Source organism: Parabacteroides massiliensis, assembly GCF_900155425.1.
GTDB lineage: Bacteria > Bacteroidota > Bacteroidia > Bacteroidales > Tannerellaceae > Parabacteroides > Parabacteroides massiliensis.
Window position 1 is genome coordinate 96,462 of the sequence record NZ_LT700192.1, and the last position, 15,538, is coordinate 111,999.

The following is a 15,538-nucleotide window of genomic DNA, read 5'->3' on the forward strand; positions in this document are numbered from 1 at the left end:
CTTTTTTATGCTTCCTTTTTTTATTTTACTCCCATTCGATCGTTGCTGGCGGTTTTGAACTGATGTCGTAGACAACGCGGTTTACGCCTTTGACCTTGTTGATGATCTCGTTGGACACTTTCGCGAGAAATTCGTAAGGAAGTTGTGCCCAGTCGGCCGTCATGGCATCTGTCGAGGTTACGGCACGCAGGGCGACTGTGTTTTCGTATGTCCGTTCGTCACCCATGACACCTACGGACCGGATCGGAAGGAGGATCACTCCGGCTTGCCATATTTTGTCGTACAAGCCCCATTCGCGCATCAACGACATATAGATGTCGTCGGCATCTTGCAAGATACGCACTTTTTCCGGGGTGATATCGCCTAAAATACGGATACCCAAGCCGGGACCGGGGAACGGATGGCGTTTGATCAGATGCGGTTGCATACCTAACTCCATACCGACACGGCGTACTTCGTCTTTGAACAGAAGGCGTAACGGTTCGACTAGCTTCAGGTTCATTTTGGCGGGCAGGCCACCTACGTTATGATGGCTTTTGATGACGGTTCCGGTGATGGACAACGATTCGATTACATCCGGGTAAATAGTGCCTTGACCTAACCATTTTATGTCTTTCAGCTTACGGGCTTCTTCGTCGAACACGTCGATAAAACCTTTACCGATGATCTTGCGTTTCTTTTCAGGTTCGCTGACACCCGCCAGTTCCTTATAGAATTTCTCTTTGGCATCGACTCCGATTACGTTCAACCCTAAGTGTTCGTAATCTTTCAACACGTTTTCAAATTCATTCTTACGCAACAAGCCGTGGTCGACGAAGATACAGGTCAGGTTCTTTCCTATGGCCTTGTGTAGCAAAACGGCCGTAACCGAAGAGTCTACACCGCCGGAAAGCGCCAAGATTACTTTGTCGTCACCCAGCCGTTCTTTCAGTTCGGCAACGGTCGATTCGATGAAAGAGGCCGGTGTCCAGTCTTTGGCACATCCGCAAATATTCAGGAAGTTGTCCAATAACTTGGTACCGTCGGTCGAGTGGAATACTTCCGGGTGGAATTGTACGCCCCAGGTTTGTTCGCCTTCCACGTGATAGGCGGCAGCTTTTACATCGTCCGTACTGGCGATTACTTTGAAGTTCTCAGGGAGGACTGTGATGGTATCCCCATGGGACATCCAGATTTGTGAACCGACGTTGATGCCTTTCAGCAATTCGTCCGTATTGTCGATATACGACAGATTGGCACGTCCGTATTCGCGAGAGTTGGCCGGTTCAACATTTCCGCCGGATGTGTAAGCCAGGAATTGGGCTCCGTAGCAGATTCCCAATACGGGATATTTACCGCGTATTTCACTTAAATCTGCTTTAAACGCATTGGCGTCATATACGGAATAAGGACTTCCGGAAAGGATAACACCTTTTACATCTGTAGCATCATGGGGAAATTTGTTGTAGGGGACAATCTCGCAATACATATTCAACTCACGGACCCTGCGCCCGATTAATTGAGTTGTTTGCGAGCCGAAATCAAGAATAATAAGTTTCTCGTGCATGCAAATTATTATTTAATTGAGTGCCACAAAGGTAGGAATAATATTCGAAATTAAAATCATTTTTTGTACCTTTGCGTGTTCATTTTTAATCGTGACCGTATGGATGCTGAAAAGAAGGAGACAAAAGAAATAAATAAGATGTCACTGCTGATCATGGCAGTGGTTGTGTTATTGTTGATTATCGCCGGTGCGGCCTACTATATTTTCCATCAGAAACAACAGATGGAAGATTTGGAACAGGCTTATGTCCTGGATAAGGAATCATTGGAAGATGAGTTTAACGAATTGTCTCTCCAATATGAAGGATATAAATTTACTATAGGTAATGACTCGTTGCTAAACCTGTTGTCTACCGAGCAAGCCAAAGTACAACGCTTGCAGGAAGAACTCCGTACCGTAAAGGCGACAAATACGAAAGAAATTGCCCGCCTGAAGAAGGAATTGCAGACGTTGCGCAAGATCATGCGTAACTATGTAGTCCAGATCGACTCCCTGAACCGTGCCAACGAACAGTTGAAAGTGGAAAAGAACGAGGCGGTAAAGAAATACAAACAGGCTTCTTCTACGGCTACCACCTTGAAGAAGGAAAAAGAGAAACTGACGGAACGTGTTACGTTGGCAAGCCGCTTGGATGCGACGGGTATCAACGTGACTCCTGTCAATGGGCGCGGAAAGAAAGCGAAGGTGATCAAGAAGATGGAACAATTTGTCGTTGACTTCCGGATCGGCAAGAACATTACGGCTCCGGTCGGAGAGAAGACGATCTATGTGCGTATCATGAAACCGGACGACGATATCCTGTTGAAGAGCCGTGCCGACGTCTTTACCTTCGAGGGAAAAGAAATCAATTACTCCATGAAGAAACTGGTCGAATATGACGGAGAGGAGTTGCCGGTTACGATGTACTGGAATATCGAGGAGTTCCTTTCTCCTGGTACATACCGGGTCGATATATTTGCGGACGGCAATTTGATCGGTCGTAAAAGCTTCACACTCGAAAAATAGAAATGAAGACGGATGTTCATTTCGCGCGACTGCTTGCCGATCTTCCGGAAACCCTCGCCCGCGATGAAGCTTTTCTCGGCGAACTGGAAAAAAATGCAAAGGTAATCTCCGTGAAAAAAGGAGATTATCTGTTGCGTACAGGTGAATTGTGCCAGGATGCCTATTTCATCAACAAAGGCCTTTTCCTCAATCTCTATATAAACGAGAACGGCAATGAATGCGTCACCGGCTTTGCGGCCGATAATATGTTCCCGTTCCTTTCCGCCATCGGCTATTTTACCAAGCAGCCTTCCGAATTCGAGATCAAAGCACTTGAAGCCGGTGAGTTGCTTTGCTTCTCTCGCGACCATATCGAGAACCTTTCGTTCCGTTACCCCCTGTTTGCTTCCTATTATCAGAACATCATGTTGACGATCATTTATAAGTTGGATGTCCTGTTAGCCGTTCGTCTCTCTTCTACGGCGGAAGAGTTCATTCAGTTCCTTTATACGAACTATGCTTGGATGATCAACCGGGTTCCCGATAAGTATATCGCCCATTATATGGGTATCAGCAATGCCTGGTATTGCAAGTTGAAACGGAAAGTCCTCTCATTCACTTGAACCGGATGGAGGGCAGAGAAACCAGGTGAAACATTCGGCCTGCCTATATATATAAGAAAGCAATTATTGAATTAGTTCAATTTTATATTTGAAGTGAACCTGTACTTTTGCATCGTCTTAGAAAAGAATCGAATAAAACAAGATAAGGATGAAAGGATTTGTCGTATTAGTCGCACTACTGGTCTCGTCGGGCTATGCAAATGCCGGGCGTACGTTGACGCTGGATGAATGCCGTGGGCTGGCTATTCAGAACAACAAAGAGTTGAAGATTTCGGGGGAAAAGGTTAAAATGGCCGGCTATGAGAAAAACGCCGCTTTTACCAAATATTTTCCTCAGCTTTCGGCTACCGGTGCGTATATGTGGAACCAGAAAGATATCAACCTGCTGGATATGGGAGCACTCGGCTCTTCTATCGGAGGGGCTCTCGGATCGGTCGCCCAGTTGCCAGTGTTTGGGAAGTTGATGGAAGGAGTGGACGGTTTGCAACACCTCGATATCCAGAATATCTGGGTGGGAGGCGTTTCTCTCGTGCAACCTGTCTTTATGGGAGGTAAGATTGTCAATTATAATCAGATCACCAAGTACGCCCAACAATTGGCCGAGTCGATGAACGACCAGCAATTGCAGGATGTCATCTATAAAACCGATGAAACCTATTGGCAGGTGATCTCTTTAGTGAATAAAAAGAAGCTGGCCGATGCCTATGTCGATTTGCTCCGCAAGACCGATCACGATATAACGGCAATGATCAACGAGGGAGTGGCGACCGAAGCCGACGGGCTCTCGGTCAAAGTCAAACTGAACGAAGCCGAGATGGCACAGACGAAAGTCGATAACGGGTTGGCTCTTTCCCGTATGTTATTGGCACAAATATGCGGGTTGCCATTGGAAGACCCGCTGGTTTTGGCAGATGAGGACATCGAAGATTTTCCGGCGAACCCCACCATTACGGCTGCCGATGTGAATGAGGCCTTTATGAACCGTAACGAGTTGAAGAGCCTCGATCTGGCGACTAAGATTTATAAGCGCAAGGAGCGTATCGTTTTGTCGGATATGTTGCCGAATGTGGCGTTTATGGCTAATTATTTGGTTACGAATCCTAATTCGATGAACGGTTTCAAAAATGAATTTGCCGGGATGTTCAATGTCGGCGTAATGGTTAAAGTCCCGCTTTCCGGTTGGTGGGAGGGTAGTTATAAGCGTAATTCGGCCCGTGCCGAGACGCGTATCAAGTCGTTGGAATTGCTGGATGCCCGCGAGAAGGTGGAATTGCAGGTCAATCAATCTGTCTACAAGGTCAATGAAGCGAACAAGAAACTGATCGCCTCCACCCGTAATATGGAGAATGCGGAAGAGAACCTTCGCCATGCCAACCTCGGATTTGAAGAAGGCGTAATCCCGGCTCTTAACCTGATGCAGGCACAGACGGCCTGGGTGTCGGCGCGTTCCAGTCTGATAGATGCGCAGATAGAGGTAAAACTGACGGAAGTCTATTTGACAAAAGCAATGGGAAAGCTGGGTAATGAGCTTCCTGGAAGAACAAGGAACGCGGATTAAGCAAATGAACGCGAGCCTGATTCTTACTAAATCATAAATCATAAATTATAAATTTCAAACTCATGAACGAGAATAAAAAATACTCAATCAATAACATGCTATTGGCATTTATCACATTCTTAGGTGTGATCGGATTGGTCGCATTAACCGGTTTCTTTTTACTGACGCCTCCGGACGAGGTCATCATGGGACAGGCGGAAGCCACGCAAGTCCGTATTTCCGGCAAAGTGCCCGGACGAATCGAGGCGTATCGTTTCGGTGAAGGCGACAAGGTAAAGGCGGGCGACACGCTTGTCTTCTTGGATACCCCCGAAGTTCTGGCCAAACTCCAGCAGGCAGAAGCCGTACGCCGTGCCGCCGAAGCCCAGAACGCAAAGGCCATCAAGGGAGCTCGCTCGCAAGAGATTGCCGGAGCATATGAAATGTGGCAGAAGGCACAGGCCGGATTGGATATTGCTAAAAAATCATATACGCGCGTACAAAACTTGTTCGACAAAGGGGTAATGTCTGCCCAAAAACGCGACGAGGCGGAAGCCAATTACAAGGCGATGGTCGCTACCGAGAAAGCAGCCAAATCCCAGTATGATATGGCCGTAGACGGAGCCCGTGCGGAGGACAAAGCTGCTGCCGCTGCCCTTGTGCAACAGGCCGGTGGTGCGGTTGCCGAAGTGGAGTCTTATTTGAAGGAAGCGGCACTTGTCTCTCCGATCGACGGTGAAGTGTCCGAACGCTTCCCCGAAGTGGGCGAACTGGTCGGTACAGGTGCGCCGATCATGAATATCACCGATCTCAACGATATGTGGGTCACCTTCAGCATCCGCGAAGACCTTTTGAAAGATATCAAGATAGGTTCCGAATTAGACGCTTTTATTCCGGCGTTGGATAACCGGCCGGTCAAACTGAAAGTCTATTATATGAAGGACATGGGGACCTATGCTGCCTGGAAAGCGACGAAAACGAACGGGCAGTTCGACTCCAAGACATTCGAGGTGCGTGCCCGTCCGGTGGAGAAGGTGGCAGACTTGCGTCCGGGAATGTCGGTCGTTAAGAAATTGACAATTGATAAATGACAATTGACAATTAAAGAACAAAGTTAAATGAATAATGAAAAATTAAATAGCGGTCCAAAATTGTCAATTATCAATTGTCAATTGTCAATAGCAAAGCGTGAGGTACTCAGGATTTGTAAAACTCCGGTCTACATCTTCTGCATGTTGGTGGCGCCGACTATCTGTTTGGTCTTTTTCCTCTCGTTGATGAAGGAGGGCTTGCCGACCGATATGCCTGTTGCGGTTGTCGACATGGACGGTTCTTCCAACTCCCGCAACTTAGTCCGCCAGTTGGATGCTTTCGAGCAGACGAAGGTGGTGCTGAAGACCGTCTCGTTCGAAGAGGCCCGTCGGGCGATGCAGGAAGGAAGAGTTTACGGAATTTTCTATATCCCGAAGGATTTCGGTGTGGATGCGACGGCAGGTCGGCAACCCAAGCTGTCGTTCTATACGAACGGGACTTACCTTATTGCCGCATCCTTGCTGTTTCGGGATATGAAGACTATCTCTGTCTTGGCAGGGGCTTCGGTCGGTCTCCAGACAGGATTGGCACACGGTTATACCGAAGACCGGATCATGGCACAGCTCCAACCGATCGTGATCGACACGCATGCGATCGGGAACCCGTGGCTCAACTATTCGGTCTATCTGAATAACACGCTCTTGCCCGGTGTGCTGCAATTGATGATATTTTTGGTGACGGTGTTGAGCATCGGCTCCGAGATTAAATACTCGACAGCCCGCGAATGGTTGCAAATGGGTAGAAACTCGCTCACGGTGAGCCTTATAGGGAAGATGCTGCCTCATACGCTGATTTTCACGATCGTGTCGTTCCTGTATGCGGCAGCCTTGTATGGATTCAATTCGTTCCCGTTGAATTGTGGCTGGCTACCGATGCTGTCGGCTCTGTTCCTGTTGGTGGTCGCTTCGCAGGCGGTCGGGATCTTCATGATCGGAGTGTTGCCGACTTTTCGCTTGGGACTGAGTTCAGCCTGTCTGTTCGGAATGATCGCTTTCTCTATCGTCGGATTCTCTTTCCCTGTGTTGGGAATGGATCCTACTTTGCAGGCGCTCTCCAACCTGTTTCCGCTCCGGCACTATTTCCTGATCTATGTAGACCAGGCTTTGAATGGAAGGCCTTTCTTCTATAGTTGGGCTCAATATGCCTGGCTCTTGGGTTTTCTCGTTTTGCCTTTCCTGATCGGAAAGAACCTGAAGGACGCCTTGTTGTACTTTAAATATATTCCGTAAAACAGAAAGTTATGAAAAGAGAACATCGTTTACGATATATAATCAAGGAAGGCATCTTGGATACCTTTTACATCTGGAAGGACGAACTGAAAAATGTCTTTAAGGATGCAGGTGTGCTGATCTTCTTTTTCGTGGTGCCTTTTGCCTATCCGTTGCTCTATTCCTTTATTTATAATAACGAGATGATACGTGAGGCGAAGATGGTAGTCGTGGACCAGTCAGATTCCTATCTGAGCCGCGAGTTTACCCGTCGTGTGAATGCTACGCCCGATGTCAAGGTCGTCGCCGTCTTGGCGGATATGGAGGAGGCGAAGCGGATGCTGGACCGAAAGGAAGCCTACGGGATCCTCTATTTCCCGACCGAGTTCAGTAAGGATTTGCATACGGGCAAACGGACAACGGTCCCTCTGTATTGCGATATGAGCAGCCTGCTGTTCTACAAGGCGTTCCTGCTGGCGGCGACGGAAGTGTCGTTCGACCTGGGAAAAGAAATACGGATGCACAATGCTCCGGGCGCATCGGCGAAGCAGGAGGAAATAACGGTCAATCCGATCCCTTATGAATCAGTGACTCTTTTCAATACGCAGAACGGTTTTGCCAGTTTTCTGGTTCCGGCCATACTGATTCTGGTCATCCAGCAAACGTTGGTTTTAGGAATCGGCATGTTGGGAGGAACGGCGCGTGAGAAGAACCGCTTCCATTGCCTTGTCCCGATCAGCCGGCATTTTAACGGAACCTTGCGTATCGTGTTTGGCAAGTCTTTGACCTATATACTGATTTATGCGGTTGTCTGCGTTTGGGTATTGGCTATCGTGCCGAAACTCTTTTCCCTGCCTCAGGTTGGTGACCCGGTGACAATCTTGCTGTTCATCCTGCCGTATCTGTTTGCTTCGATCTTCTTTGCCATGACCTTATCCGGTTTTATGACGACTCGCGAGGCACCGATGCTGGTGTTTGTCTTTACATCTGTGATCTTGATATTCATCTCCGGAGTTTCTTGGCCGAAAGAAGCGATTCCTCCGTTTTGGCGGGTCGTAGGGTATCTGTTCCCTTCGACACCGGGTATCCAAGGATTCATCCGCATCAATACCTGTGGGGCGACATTGAACGAGGTCGTACATGAATATCATACGTTATGGATTCAGGCAGGAATCTATTTCGTACTGGCTCTCGTGATTTATCGTTTTCAAATTATCCGTAGCCGGAAGATGATAATAAAACAGCACCGGTATATGAAGATGAAGCAGGCTCTTTAAGAGGCGCTCCTTTGGCTGTTCTTGCCTCCTCTTAAGGAGCCGGTAAAAGAAGATAAGACTGTTTTATGACTCCGTTTTGATGATTTTAACGTTATTATGTTAGAATCCACCGAATATAGTTTTACTTTTGTAGAAATTCTCAAAGCAAACTTAATTTTTTTAGTACTATGCAGAACAGACGTGAGTTTTTAAAGCGGGCTTCGTTAATGCTCGCAGGGGGTATGGTGATGCCTCAGTTGTTGTCCTCTTGTGCCGGTAAAGCGTCAGCTTCCGAATCTTCCAAGTATATCGGGCTTCAGCTATATTCTTTAAGAGACCTTGTAAAAGAAGAAGGAATCCAGAAAGTATTGGAAACGGCTTCAAAGATGGGGTATAAGAATCTTGAAACAGCCAGCTATGATAATGGCAAAATCTATGGTTTGGCTCCGGCTGAGTTCAAGAAGATGGTGAATGACCTGGGCATGAAATGTACGAGTGCTCACTTGGGACAAGCTTTCACAAAGGAAAAAGAAGCCGAAGTGATGAGTTGGTGGGATCAGGCTATCGATGCTCACAATGAATTAGGTGTCAAATACATGGTTCAGCCGTGGATGCCGGTTAACGACCAGACGACTTTGGACGACCTGAAGATGTATTGCGACTATTTCAATACCGTCGGTTATAAGACGGCAGCTGCCAGCATCGCATTCGGTTACCATAACCATGCTTTTGAATTCCGCAAAATCGAAGACCAGTTGATCTACGACTTCTTGTTGGATAATGTAAGCCCGAACCATGTATTCTTCGAAATGGATGTATATTGGGTACAGGAAGGTGGCGCAGATCCTGTTGCTTACCTGAAAAACCGTCCGAGCCAGTTCAAGGCAGTCCATATCAAAGATGAAAAGGAAATCGGCGCCAGTGGCAAGATGGATTTCAAACCTATCTTTGACCAGATGTATGCCAACAATATCAAAGACTGGTATGTTGAAGTCGAACAATACACTCAGAATGATCCGGTAGCCAGCGTTCAGCAGAGCTATGATTACCTGAACAAGGCGGATTATGTGAAGTAAGAAGTTTTTAGGAGGTGTGTCAGTAAAATATAATCGGACACACCTCCTTTATTTATTTAGAGGCCTTGACTGCCTTCATGAGGTTGTTCCAATCCTCCGCCAAAGCCGTCATGTTCGGATAAAGCAGGTCGGCGCCGGCATCGAGTAAAACCCGGTCATCCAAAGGACCGGTATTGACCGCTATAGTGAAGATTCCGGCAGCAACTCCTGCTTGTACGCCCATCGGGGCGTTTTCTACGACAAAGGCTTCATGAGGATTGACGCCTGCTTTTTTCAACCCCATCAGGTAAGGTTCGGGATGTGGCTTACCCAACTTCACGTCAAAAGCCGTCACCATCTTTTCTCGTTTGAAATAGCCCGGATAGGTGTGTTCCAACTTGTTGATCAAACTGTGTTGTCCGGAGCCGGTTACGACGAGAGTTTGCAAGCCGGAGGCTTTAACCGCTTTCAGAACTTCGGCAGCTCCTTGCATCGCTTTCCCATCATTATATCGATTGAATAAGGTCGCTTTCTCTTCGTAGATGGACTTTTTTTCCTCATCCGTCGCATCTCGCTGGAAAGTCTTTTGATACAACTCGTTGATCGTGCTTTCACCCGTCCGCCCTTCATACAGGTAGAATAGTTCCGGGGTGGAGTTCAACTGGTGGCGGGTTGCCGTTTCGTACCAGGCACGGGCGTGAAAACGCATGGAATCGTACAGGATACCATCCATATCGAAAAGTACGGCCTTTGGAGAAAGGAAAGCCTGTTGCTGCTTTTGCAGATATCGGGCGATTGCTTCTTGAATCATCTTTTTTTATGCTTACTGGTAGATATAATTTAGGCACGGATTACACAATCTGTGGAAGTCCGTGCCCAAAATTTGTGTGATTGCTGATTACAACCGTGCGCGGATCGCTTCGCTTTCCTTTTCGTAACCCGGTTTGTTCAGCAGGGCGAACATATTCTTTTTGTAGGCTTCTACACCCGGTTGGTCGAACGGATTTACTCCTAACATGTAACCGCTGATACCGCATGCTCTTTCAAAGAAGTAGAACAACTGGCCGATGTAGTAGGGGCTTACTTCCGGCATCGTGATCTTCAGGTTGGGAACACCACCGTCTACGTGAGCCAACTGAGTGCCCAGTTCTGCCATCTTGTTCACCTCGTCCACACGTTTGCCGGCGAGGAAGTTCAAACCGTCCAGGTTCGCATCGTCTGTCGGGACGACTACTTTGTGGTTCGGTTCTTCAACAGAGATGACGGTTTCGAAGATCGTACGTTCGCCATCCTGGATCCACTGGCCCATAGAGTGCAGGTCGGTTGTCAGATCGACGGAAGCCGGGAAAATACCTTTACCGTTCTTGCCTTCGCTTTCACCGTACAGTTGTTTCCACCATTCGGCAATATAATGGAGTTTCGGGTGGAAGTTGGCGAGGATTTCAATCTTCTTGCCGCTCTTATATAATTCGTTGCGTGTAGCAGCGTAGATTTCTGCCATGTTTTCAGCAAAAGGAACGCTTACGTCTGTTGCTTTTTCCATCGAAACAGCTCCGGCTACCAAGTCGCGGATGCTGATGCCGGCAACGGCGATAGGCAGCAAACCAACCGGAGTCAGTACGGAGAAACGGCCGCCGACGTTGTCGGGGATAATGAATGTCTTGTAGCCTTCCTGATCAGCCAAGGTACGGAGAGCGCCTCTTTTGGCATCCGTGATGGCAACGATACGGTGTTTGGCTTCTTCTTTGCCGACTGCGTCTTCCAGTTGTTTTTTCAGCATACGGAAAGCCAATGCCGGTTCGGTCGTCGTACCGGATTTGGAGATATTGATCAGGCCGAACTGTTTGCCTTTCAGGATTTCGCAAAGTTCATACAGGTAGTCTTCGCCGATATTGTGTCCGGCATATACTAAAACCGGGTTCTTACGGTCCGTATGTAACCAGTCGAAGCTGTTGTTCAATGCTTCTACCACTGCTTTTGTTCCCAGATAGCTACCGCCGATACCGATGGCAACAACAACTTCACATTTGGAACGAAGTATGTTTGCCGTATTTTCGATGTCTGTCAATTCAGCTTCTGTAATAGAAGAGGGAAGGTGCAACCAACCTAAAAAGTCGTTACCTGCTCCATTACCATTTTGTAAAGTGGCATTACATTCGTTAGCCTTTGCAGCCTGAGCGTATACCTGTTCTTTCGTTACGGTACCCAGTGCTTTGTCGATGTTAAGACTGATGTTCTTCATATTTACATTATTATTTAAATGTTTCAGTCAACTGCCGTATTGCGGTAGTCGGCGATTTTTTTTCGTATAGAATACCATATAAAGTATCCAGGATCGGCATGTTTACTTTATATTTTTCATTTATTTCACGGATACATTTGGTTCCGTAATATCCTTCGGCGATCATCTCCATTTCGAGTTGGGCTATTTTGACCGAATAGCCTTTCCCGATCATGGTTCCGAACGTACGGTTACGGCTGAAACGGGAATAGGCGGTTACCAGGAGGTCACCGAGATATACCGAATCTGTCACGTCCCGTTCAAGGCCATGTACGGCATCGAGGAAGTTACGCATCTCTTCGATCGCATTGCAGATGAAAACAGCCAGGAAATTGTCTCCGTATTTCATGCCATGGCAGATACCTGCAACGATGGCATATACGTTTTTCAATACGGATGCATATTCGATACCTGTAACATCCTTGCAGCAGGAGTTGTTCAGGTATTGGTTCTTGAATACGGGAGAGAAAGCCCTAGCGTTCTCGATATTCGGACAAGCCAACGTGATGTAGGACAACCGTTCGAGTGCGATTTCTTCGGCATGGCACGGACCGCCGATAACGGCGATATTGTCGATCGGGACATTGTAGTATTCGGCAAAGTAATCGGCTACGAGCATGTTTTCGTCCGGTACGATTCCTTTGATGGCCGAAATGATGAATTTGTCCTGCATGGAAGTCGTCACCTTCATCAAATGTTGTTTTAAAAAAGGAGACGGGGTGGCGAAAATCAAAGTATCCGAATCTTTGATCACTTCGTTGATATCCGTGTAGAAATTGATTCTGTCTGTATCGAATTTGACGGCTGAAAGATAGCTGGGGTTATGCCCCAACAACAGAAATTCTTCCACCTGATCCGACCTGCGCATATACCAGTTAATACTATCTTGTGTAGAAAGTACAATCTTGGCCAAGGCGGTAGCCCAGCTACCACCTCCCATTATTGCAATTTTTCCGGGCAACTTCATAGTATTACTCTTATTTGGCTGCACCTGCAATCCACGTTTCTACTTCTTCGGCAGTGGGGTTTTGCAATTCCAGTTTATATTTCTTATTCATTTCGCAGAGCTCTTGTCTCAACTTGTTGGGGTTGACATCTGCCAACATATCGGTCGTGATATATCCGGCTTTATGCAAAGCAGGAACCCATGCTTCGTCGATTCCCAATGCGACATATTTTTCTGCGGCATCTTTCTTGACTGTCTTTTCCGGGCGCATCTGCGGGAAGAGCAATACTTCCTGGATGGTCGTCTGTCCTGTCATCAACATCACCAGGCGGTCGATGCCGATGCCGATACCGGATGTCGGAGGCATACCGAATTGCAGGGCACGCAAGAAATCCTGGTCGATGAACATCGCTTCGTCGTCTCCCTTTTCGCTCAGGCGCAATTGTTCTTTGAAACGTTCTTCTTGGTCGATCGGGTCGTTCAACTCGCTATAGGCATTCGCCAATTCTTTCCCGTTGACCATCAGCTCGAAGCGTTCGGTCAATCCCGGTTTGCTTCGGTGCATCTTGGTAAGCGGGCTCATCTCGACCGGATAGTCGATGATGAAGGTCGGCTGGATAAACGTGCCTTCACAGAATTCACCGAAAATTTCGTCGATCAGCTTGCCTTTACCCATCGTTTCGTCTATTTCGAGTTTCAGTTCCTTGCAGATCGCACGTATCTCGTCTTCGCTCTTGCCGTTCAGGTCGTAGCCTGTCTTTTCCTTGATGGCGTCCAGGATCGGCAGACGGCGGTAAGGTGCTTTGAAATTGATGGTTTTGCCGTCGACAACGCTTTCGCTTGTGCCGTTGACGGCGATACAGATACGTTCCAGTAACCGTTCGGTGAAGCTCATCATCCAATTGTAGTCCTTGTATTGAACGTAAAGCTCCATACAGGTGAACTCCGGATTGTGTGTACGGTCCATACCTTCGTTGCGGAAGTTCTTGCCGATTTCGTAAACGCCTTCGAAACCTCCGACGATCAATCGTTTCAGATACAGTTCGGTTGCGATGCGCAGATAGAGGTCGATATCCAGCGAGTTATGGTGTGTGATGAACGGACGTGCGCTTGCCCCTCCGGGAATGGATTGCAGGATCGGTGTTTCCACTTCCGTATATCCGGCTTCGTCCAAAGCCGTACGCATTGTTTTGATGACGGCAGCACGCTTCATGAAAATATCCTTTACACCGTCGTTTACCACCAGGTCGACATAACGTTGGCGGTAGCGCAATTCCGGATCGTTGAATCCATCGTATGCCACACCGTCTTTGTATTTGACGACCGGTAGCGGCTTGAGTGATTTGGATAATACCGTTATCTCTTGTGCATGGACGGAAATTTCACCCATCTGCGTACGGAATACGAAACCTTTGATCCCGACAAAATCACCGATATCGAGCAGTTTCTTAAAAACGATGTTATACAGATCTTTGTTTTCTTCCGGGCAAATGTCATCACGAGAGATGTAAACCTGTATTCTGCCTTCTGAATCCTGCAATTCCATGAAGGATGCCTTTCCCATGATACGGCGGCTCATGATACGGCCCGCAATGCTTACGGGACGGGGTTCTGCATCGTCTTTAAAATTCTCTTTTATCTCTTTGGAAAATGCGTTCGTTACATACTCGGCTGCGGGATAAGGTTCTATCCCCATCTGGCGTAACTGCTCCATGCTGTTACGTCTTATGATTTCCTGTTCACTCAGTTCTAATAGATTCATTACGCTATTATTTTGTATAATACGGGGCAAAAATACAAAACTTTTCTTACTTATTGCCTAAAAACGAATGTGACTTTATGCTTTATGTCCCTAAAAGGTCTTGTTTTGTAATGGGAAAGATTGGTCTCGTATGGCTTCGGGCAGAAAGAAACGGACATCTTTCCCGCTCTCGAATGCTGTACGTATAAAGGTTGAGGATATTTCGATCAAAGGGGCGTCAACCTTTTTTATGTGAGGATATCCGGCCGGTATTTCGATATCGAATCCTTTGCGCGGATAGATGAAGATCGGATAATTGGATATGATGGCCTCGTATTCTACCCAGCGGGTAATGGATTTCCAGTTGTCCGCACCCATGATGAAATAGAATTCACGGTCCGGAAAACTCGCCTCCAATGCACGGAGCGTACGGATGGTATAAGTGGGTCTCGGAAGGGAAAACTCGAAGTCGCTGGCGTGAAACTTGGGGTAGCCGGCGATGGATCTCTTTACCAGTTCGTAGCGGAGCCGGTCATCCATTAGCTCGTCCTTCTCTTTTAACGGGTTGTGGGGGGTGATCAGAAACCATAATTCGTCCAGTTCGGTAAATTCACATAGCCAGTTGGCTAATGCCAGGTGGCCGATGTGAACCGGATTGAATGATCCTGAATAAATACCGGTTTTCTTGCCGTTCATGCTTTCTCAAGAAACTCTTTTATCACTTTTAATGCTTCTTCTTGGGCTGCTTCCAGCTTGTCGTTCACTATGATTACGTCGAATTTGTCGGCAAATCCCAGTTCGAACTCAGCTTTTGCAATACGGCTTTCGATTACTTCCGGAGCATCCGTTCCGCGTCCTTCCAGGCGGCTGCGCAGGGCTTCGATCGAGGGGGGCTGGATAAAAACCGACAGGGCACGGTCGCCATAAAACTTCTTGATGTTGCAACCGCCTACGACATCGACATCGAATATGACGTTGTCACCTCCCGCCAATCTTCTTTCCACTTCGCTTTTCAGCGTGCCGTAGTATTTATCGGTATAGACCTCTTCGTATTCCAGAAAATCACCAGCCGCTATACGGGTGCGGAATTCATCCGGCGTAAGGAAATAATATTCCACTCCGTCCTTTTCCGTCCCGCGCGGAGCCCGGCTGGTAGCCGAGATGGAGAAATGCAGGTTCAGGTTCTGCTTCAGCAGAAAATTGATGATCGTGGATTTGCCCGATCCGGACGGTGCGGAGAATATGATCAGTTTGCCAGCCATATATCGT

The 15,538-nt window shown here is 47.5% G+C and carries 14 protein-coding genes; 7 read left to right on the forward strand and 7 right to left on the reverse strand.

Going from position 1 to position 15,538, the window contains the following annotated elements; translation table 11 throughout:
- Positions 1-25: 25 nt before the first annotated feature.
- Positions 26-1,546, reverse strand: coding sequence for a glutamine-hydrolyzing GMP synthase (guaA, locus tag BQ9893_RS19245; RefSeq protein WP_075967550.1), 1,521 nt, complete (start codon positions 1,544-1,546; stop codon positions 26-28).
- A gap of 99 nt (positions 1,547-1,645) precedes the next feature.
- Here guaA and BQ9893_RS19250 point away from each other — a divergent pair, with 99 nt between their 5' ends.
- The 7 genes from BQ9893_RS19250 to BQ9893_RS19280 all read left to right on the forward strand — a co-directional run bounded on the left by BQ9893_RS19250 (position 1,646) and on the right by BQ9893_RS19280 (position 9,322).
- A complete protein-coding gene (locus BQ9893_RS19250; RefSeq protein ID WP_075967805.1) occupies positions 1,646-2,551 on the forward strand; it encodes a hypothetical protein in 906 nt (301 codons plus the stop codon).
- 2 nt (positions 2,552-2,553) lie between these two features.
- The gene (locus BQ9893_RS19255) at positions 2,554-3,153 is read left to right on the forward strand and encodes a Crp/Fnr family transcriptional regulator (RefSeq protein ID WP_075967551.1); all 600 of its coding nucleotides are present in this window, start codon (positions 2,554-2,556) and stop codon (positions 3,151-3,153) included.
- Between the two features lie 148 nt (positions 3,154-3,301).
- Positions 3,302-4,711: a TolC family protein gene (locus BQ9893_RS19260; protein WP_075967552.1), complete on the forward strand. Its 1,410-nt coding sequence runs from the start codon at positions 3,302-3,304 to the stop codon at positions 4,709-4,711.
- 62 nt (positions 4,712-4,773) lie between these two features.
- A complete protein-coding gene (locus BQ9893_RS19265; RefSeq protein ID WP_075967553.1) occupies positions 4,774-5,781 on the forward strand; it encodes an HlyD family secretion protein in 1,008 nt (335 codons plus the stop codon).
- Between the two features lie 27 nt (positions 5,782-5,808).
- Positions 5,809-7,011: an ABC transporter permease gene (locus BQ9893_RS19270; protein ID WP_075967554.1), complete on the forward strand. Its 1,203-nt coding sequence runs from the start codon at positions 5,809-5,811 to the stop codon at positions 7,009-7,011.
- Positions 7,012-7,022: 11 nt separating this feature from the next.
- Entirely contained in the window at positions 7,023-8,267 is a 1,245-nt protein-coding gene (locus BQ9893_RS19275) for an ABC transporter permease (protein ID WP_075967555.1), read from the forward strand.
- 167 nt (positions 8,268-8,434) lie between these two features.
- Complete coding sequence (locus tag BQ9893_RS19280; protein ID WP_075967556.1) at positions 8,435-9,322, forward strand: sugar phosphate isomerase/epimerase family protein; 888 nt, start codon at positions 8,435-8,437, stop codon at positions 9,320-9,322.
- Positions 9,323-9,374: 52 nt separating this feature from the next.
- Here BQ9893_RS19280 and BQ9893_RS19285 read toward each other — a convergent pair whose 3' ends face one another.
- From BQ9893_RS19285 to gmk, 6 genes are all read right to left on the reverse strand, one after another.
- Entirely contained in the window at positions 9,375-10,112 is a 738-nt protein-coding gene (locus tag BQ9893_RS19285; RefSeq protein WP_075967557.1) for an inorganic diphosphatase, read from the reverse strand.
- Between the two features lie 87 nt (positions 10,113-10,199).
- Positions 10,200-11,543: a glucose-6-phosphate isomerase gene (locus BQ9893_RS19290; protein ID WP_075967558.1), complete on the reverse strand. Its 1,344-nt coding sequence runs from the start codon at positions 11,541-11,543 to the stop codon at positions 10,200-10,202.
- 10 nt (positions 11,544-11,553) lie between these two features.
- On the reverse strand, positions 11,554-12,549 hold the full coding sequence (locus tag BQ9893_RS19295; protein ID WP_075967559.1) for an NAD(P)H-dependent glycerol-3-phosphate dehydrogenase: 996 nt from the start codon (positions 12,547-12,549) through the stop codon (positions 11,554-11,556).
- Between the two features lie 10 nt (positions 12,550-12,559).
- Positions 12,560-14,290, reverse strand: coding sequence for a lysine--tRNA ligase (lysS, locus tag BQ9893_RS19300; RefSeq protein ID WP_075967560.1), 1,731 nt, complete (start codon positions 14,288-14,290; stop codon positions 12,560-12,562).
- 90 nt (positions 14,291-14,380) lie between these two features.
- On the reverse strand, positions 14,381-14,965 hold the full coding sequence (gene nadD / locus BQ9893_RS19305; RefSeq protein WP_075967561.1) for a nicotinate (nicotinamide) nucleotide adenylyltransferase: 585 nt from the start codon (positions 14,963-14,965) through the stop codon (positions 14,381-14,383).
- The gene (gene gmk / locus BQ9893_RS19310; protein ID WP_075967562.1) at positions 14,962-15,531 is read right to left on the reverse strand and encodes a guanylate kinase; all 570 of its coding nucleotides are present in this window, start codon (positions 15,529-15,531) and stop codon (positions 14,962-14,964) included. Before gmk ends, nadD begins: the two co-directional genes overlap by 4 nt.
- Positions 15,532-15,538: the final 7 nt, after the last annotated feature.